Source organism: Streptomyces sp. NPDC057654, from assembly GCF_042800135.1.
GTDB lineage: Bacteria > Actinomycetota > Actinomycetes > Streptomycetales > Streptomycetaceae > Streptomyces.
The window spans coordinates 1-5,014 of sequence record NZ_JBHVHQ010000635.1 but is presented as its reverse complement, the minus strand read 5'-3'; the positions used below and the strand labels follow the sequence as shown (position 1 = coordinate 5,014).

The window sequence follows — 5,014 nt, the reverse complement described above, 5'->3', positions numbered from 1 at the left end:
CGGGCGGGAACCACACCCTACCTACCGGTAGCCAGCTGCGGAGCGCAGCGGAGCCCCTAACGGTCGCCACCACCGCCCCACCCTCCACTACAGGCGCTGTGGACCCGCAGGGTCCGAGACGCTCCCGCACCCGAGCAATCGGCAACGGCCTCTTCGCGGCAGCTGCCAGCGGCGCAGCGCAGCGGAGCCAGCCTGAACCCCGGCCACCCGCTGAGCGGCAGGCAGTGCACCGGCCCCAGGCCCGCCCCCGTCCCCCCGCTGCTGGCGCTTTGGACCCGGAGGGTCCGAGACGAAAGCAGTACCCGGCCGAGCCGAATACCGCCCCACCCAACACCCCCCCCATCCCCCACCCCCCTCCGCCCAGCTACGTCCCCAAAGACACCAGCATCTTCGCGGCCGTCATTGCCCCATCCCTCTGGATCGTCCTCGCCACCGCCCGCGCTCGCGCGCGCGTCTCGGGGGTCAGGGCCGTCGCCAGGCAGGTGGAGAGGGTTTTTACGGTTGGGGTCGAGTCGAGGTGGGCGGTGCCTATGTGTAGTTCAGCGACTCGGGTGGCCCATTGGGGTTGGTCTGCTATGCGGGGGAGCACTACCTGGGGGGTGCCCGCTCGGGCCGCTGCTGTGGTGGTGCCTGCGCCGCCGTGGTGGATGGCGGCGGCTACGCGGGGGAACAGCGCCTGCTGGTTGACCTCGCCCACCGCGAAGCAGTCGTCGGCGTCGTCGACCGGGGCCAGGTCCGCCCAGCCGCTGGCCAGGAGTACGCGGTGGCCGTGGGCGCGGATCGCCTCGGTGGCCGTTCGGGCGATGTCCTTCGGGGCGTGTGCCGCCATGCTGCCGAAGCCCACGTAGACGGGGGGCTTTCCCCTGTTCAGGAATGCCTCCAAGTCCACCGGCAGGGGGCGCGGGTCCCGTAGTGTCCATGGGCCCGTCCGTACCAGGTCCACGTCCGTCAGGCCCTCCGACGGGCACAGCGTCTCGTCCGCCGCCAGCCACGGGCGGTCGGTGAAGACGTGATCGCGGACGTTGTCCACCGGCGGCAGACCGATCGCCGCCCGGTGGGTGTTGAGCGCCTCGCCGTACAGTGCGTTCACCCGCTGGGCGTCCTGTTCCCACAGCTTGCGGTGGTCGGTCTCGTCCTCCGGGGACGCCGCACCCGGCCGTACGCCGGGGCGGAAGTGGGACGACGGCAGGCCGAAGATGTGGAAGCACGCGTAGACGTACGGGATGCCCAGCTTCTCGGCCACGTCCCGTGCCCCGGCCGGCATCAGGCCCGTCGCCAGCAGGACGTCGCAGTCTCCGGCCGCCGCCGTGAGCGTGGCGAACCGCGCCGTCACCAGTTCCGGAGCCAGCCGGAACGTGTCTTCCGCCGTCGGCGGCTTCGGATTGGCGACCACCGAGTGCACCGACGGGCCGAGCGGTACCAGTGGTACGTCCGCCCGTGCCAGCAGCGTCTTGAACTCCTCGTCCGGCGGTGCGCAGACCCGTGCCTCCGCGCCGAGTTCCCGTAGCGCCACCGCCAGTCCCACCAGCGGTTCGATGTCCCCGCGCGATCCCCATGTCGTCAGCAACGCTCGCATTTCGCGACCCCCCAATTCCGCAAGTTCCGGCTTTCGGCCGCTGATTGTGCGGTACGAGCCGGGGCTTGTGGCAAGCCCCCCAGTGCGCTATATCTTGGTAGTGGCGAGGAGAGGATCTGGTTCTCCTTGCTTTTCTTTTTGCCTTTTGCCTTTTGCCTTTTGCCCTTTTGGTCTCTTGTCCTCTTGTCCTTCTGTTCTTTTGCGCTCGCGGTCACCGGTTCGGCGTACGGGCGCGAACGTGCGGGTGAGGAATGGCCGGGGCGGTGCCAACGATGGATTCGGGCACCGTGCCCGCTCACTCCCGTACCGTCCCCTGGAGGACCCCCATGTCCCGCACCCCCGCGCACAGCCGCGCCGCCGTCGCCGCCTGCGCGTTCGCCCTTGCCGCCGCCGGGCTCGTAGCCGCCGCCGCGCCCTCGTCCGCCGCCCCCGCGCCCGTACCCCAGCCCGGTGGCGCAGTCGCTCAGCAGCTGCCGGAGCGCGACCGCGTACTCCTTCACCTCGGCACTGTGAAGTGGTTCAGCGCCGAGAAGGGATACGGGTTCATCGCCCCCGACGACGGCGGGAAGGACGTCTTCGTCCACCACTCGAATATCGTCGGCGCCGGATACAAGACCCTCGACGAGGGGGACCGGGTCGAGTACCAGCTCGGGCAGGGGCCCAAGGGGCCGTACGCGTACAACGTCGTCCGGGTGCCCCGCCTCTTCCCGCACCCTCTGTCCCAGCGCCATCTCTCCCAGCACCCTCTCTCCCAGCGCCGGCTCTAGCATCCGCCCCGGCTCACGCGGGAAATCAGCGGAACTCGCCGTCCGGGGCGGGTCCGGCCACTACCGTGATTGCTTTCTGTAGTGGTGCGAACACGCCCGCCCCGGCCATCCCCGAGGAGCCGCTCATGTTCGATTCCCTGGAACCCCCGGAACTGGAACCCCCGGAACTGGAACCCCGTGGCCTGATCCTCGACTTCGGCGGGGTGCTCACCACGTCCGTCGCCGAGTGCGCCCGCGCCTTCTGCCTGCGCGAAGGGCTCGCCCCCGACGCCTTTACGCACGTGATCTCGGCGGACCCGGTGGGCCGGGCGCTCTTCGCCGACCTGGAGTGCGGCGCGATCGAACAGGCCGAGTGGAACGAGTGCACCGGGCCCCTGCTCGGCGTCGACGGGACCGGCCTCCTCGGCCGCGTCCTCGCCGACCTGCGGCCCGAGCCCCTCGTCGTCGACGCCGCGCGGGCCGCCCGGCGTGCGGGCGTACGGGTGGGCGTACTCTCCAACAGCCTCGGCCGGACACCGTACGACCCCTACGCCGGGTACGGGCTCGACACGGAGTACGACGCGGTGGTGCTCTCCGGCGACTACCGGCTCCGCAAGCCCGACCCGGAGCTGTACCCGATCGTGCTGGGGCTGCTCGGGCTTCCGGCCGGAGCGTGCGTGTTCGTGGACGACTCCGCCCGCAATCTGCTGCCCGCCCAGGACCTCGGCATGGCCGTCGTCCTCGATACCGAGCCGGCCGACACCGTCGCCGAGATCAGCAGGCTTCTCGGCAGTGTCGCCGTCGAAAGCGTCGCCGTCGAAAGCGTGGCCGTCGACGTCGGAGCGCCGGATCGAGAGGTGGGGGAGCGGTAGGGGTGAAGTGGGGCCGCATTGGCTTGAGTTGACGCTTGGGGTTGTCTCCTCGTCAACCGTGGCGAAGGGCGCATAGCCGTTCGGGTGGCATTCGGCGCGGCAACCGCGTCGGCGCGCCGCCGCCGCTCCCCGCCCGCCAAAGTGATCACCCCCGGGGCACGCACCGCGAGCCCCACAAGTGGAAGGTGATCGCATGCGAGCGTTCACGCGCGCCGTCGTCGTGGCGGTCTGTGCGGCCGGTGCCGCCCTGACCGTCGTCCCGGTGGCTCAGGCCGCCCCCGACGCGGCCGGCTGCCGCTACTACTACACGAGCTGGGGGCGCGGCCCGAACGGCGAGACCACCGGTTCGGGTCAGTACGCCGAGGGCGCCAGGGACCCCGAGGGGCGCGTCTGCCAGAACGGCTGGTGGATCGACCAGCACCCGCAGGACGGGGACCGCTACTAGCAGCAGGGGCGCGACGGCCCTCGCGCGGTGATCGGGTGACATTCCGGGTGTGGCGAATCCTCGCCCCGCACCCGGAATGTCTGCTTCCAGGGCGCGGTTCCCCGCCCCCGAGCGGCACGCGAGGCGTACGTGTGCGGGGGCACCGTACCTGGTCGGCTGCGGTGGACGAGGCCCCGGGGCTTCGGAATACGGTGGGGCCACAGCTGGTTTCCCGGCTGGGGATCCGGACCGCATCCGCGAGCTGAGAGGCAAGCATGAGCACCGTTGAGCTCACCAAGGACAACTTCGACGAGATCGTCTCCGGGAACGGTTTCGTACTGATCGACTTCTGGGCCGAGTGGTGCGGCCCCTGCAAGCAGTTCTCCCCGGTGTACGAGAGCGCTGCCGAGCGCCACGACGACCTGGTCTTCGCCAAGGTCGACACCGAGGCGCAGCCCGAGCTGGCCGCGGCCTTCGAGATTCAGTCGATCCCCACGCTGATGATCGTGCGCGACAACATCGCGGTCTTCGCGCAGCCGGGCGCGCTCCCCGAGGCTGCCCTTGAGGACGTCATCGGTCAGGCCCGCGGCCTGGACATGGACGAGGTCCGCGCCTCCGTGGCCGAGCAGCAGGCCAAGGCGCAGCAGGAAGGCGGCCAGCAGGAGGGCGGACAGGAGCAGGGCGACCGTGGCTGACCTGCTGCTGATCCGGCACGGCGAGACCGAGTGGAGCCGGTCGGGTCAGCACACCAGCTGGACGGACCTGCCGCTGACCGGCCGCGGCGAGGAACAGGCGACCGCGCTGCGGCCGCTGCTCGCCGGGCTGACGGTGGTACGGGCGCTGGTGAGCCCGCTGGCGCGGGCGCGGCGGACCGCCGAGCTCGCCGGGCTCGGCGACCTCGGCGACGTCGAGATCGAACCCGATCTGCACGAGTGGGACTACGGTGCGTACGAGGGCGTCTCCACCGCCGAGATCCACCGCACCCGGCCCGACTGGGACCTGTGGCACGACGGCGTCGCGCCCGGCCCCGCCGAGCATCCGGGCGAGACCCCGGCGCAGGTGGGGGCGCGCGCGGACCGGGTGCTGGCGGGGATCGAGCCCCTGCTGAAGGCTGGTGAGGACGGCGGCGGATCGGGTGACGTGGTGCTCGTCGCGCACTCGCACTTCCTGCGGGTGCTGACCGCGCGCCGGCTCGGCCTGCCGGCCGCCGACGGTGCGCTGTTCCGGCTCGACACCGGCACGATCAGCCGCATCGGCACCGAGCACGGCCGCCCGGCGATCGTCGCCTGGAACGTTTCCTCGGAGCTGCTCCCCGGGTAGATCGCGCACCACCTCGCGCACCTCGTGCGCATTACGCGTACGTCGCGGAGGCGGGGCGGCGCACATGGCTCTCACG

5 protein-coding genes and 1 pseudogene are annotated in these 5,014 nt (G+C 71.3%); 5 read left to right on the top strand and 1 reads right to left on the bottom strand.

The features are described 5' to 3' along the window. Nucleotides 1-364 precede the first annotated feature (364 nt). Nucleotides 365-1,576: a glycosyltransferase gene (locus ACFU99_RS32495; RefSeq protein ID WP_384398858.1), complete on the bottom strand. Its 1,212-nt coding sequence runs from the start codon at nucleotides 1,574-1,576 to the stop codon at nucleotides 365-367. 470 nt (nucleotides 1,577-2,046) lie between these two features. On the opposite strand from ACFU99_RS32495, the pseudogene ACFU99_RS32490 reads away from it, so the two are divergent. The 5 genes and pseudogenes from ACFU99_RS32490 to ACFU99_RS32470 all read left to right on the top strand — a co-directional run. Then, a pseudogene (locus ACFU99_RS32490) lies at nucleotides 2,047-2,262 on the top strand (cold-shock protein); the annotation flags it as partial. 206 nt (nucleotides 2,263-2,468) lie between these two features. Then, nucleotides 2,469-3,194 carry an HAD-IA family hydrolase gene (locus tag ACFU99_RS32485; RefSeq protein WP_384398856.1) on the top strand — a complete coding sequence of 242 codons (726 nt, stop codon included), beginning with the start codon at nucleotides 2,469-2,471 and terminating at the stop codon, nucleotides 3,192-3,194. A gap of 193 nt (nucleotides 3,195-3,387) precedes the next feature. Then, on the top strand, nucleotides 3,388-3,639 hold the full coding sequence (locus ACFU99_RS32480; RefSeq protein ID WP_384398854.1) for a hypothetical protein: 252 nt from the start codon (nucleotides 3,388-3,390) through the stop codon (nucleotides 3,637-3,639). A gap of 254 nt (nucleotides 3,640-3,893) precedes the next feature. Beyond that, on the top strand, nucleotides 3,894-4,313 hold the full coding sequence (gene trxA / locus ACFU99_RS32475; RefSeq protein ID WP_384398852.1) for a thioredoxin: 420 nt from the start codon (nucleotides 3,894-3,896) through the stop codon (nucleotides 4,311-4,313). Then, nucleotides 4,306-4,938 carry a histidine phosphatase family protein gene (locus tag ACFU99_RS32470; RefSeq protein WP_384398850.1) on the top strand — a complete coding sequence of 211 codons (633 nt, stop codon included), beginning with the start codon at nucleotides 4,306-4,308 and terminating at the stop codon, nucleotides 4,936-4,938. Before trxA ends, ACFU99_RS32470 begins: the two co-directional genes overlap by 8 nt. The last annotated feature ends 76 nt before the right edge of the window (nucleotides 4,939-5,014 follow it).

Bases quoted from the DNA above. Each gene is read 5' to 3' on its own strand.
- ACFU99_RS32480 (WP_384398854.1), top strand. From the start codon at position 3,388: ATGCGAGCGTTCACGCGCGCCGTCGTCGTGGCGGTCTGTGCGGCCGGT.
- ACFU99_RS32495 (WP_384398858.1), bottom strand. From the start codon at position 1,576: ATGCGAGCGTTGCTGACGACATGGGGATCGCGCGGGGACATCGAACCG.
- ACFU99_RS32485 (WP_384398856.1), top strand. From the start codon at position 2,469: ATGTTCGATTCCCTGGAACCCCCGGAACTGGAACCCCCGGAACTGGAA.
- trxA (WP_384398852.1), top strand. From the start codon at position 3,894: ATGAGCACCGTTGAGCTCACCAAGGACAACTTCGACGAGATCGTCTCC.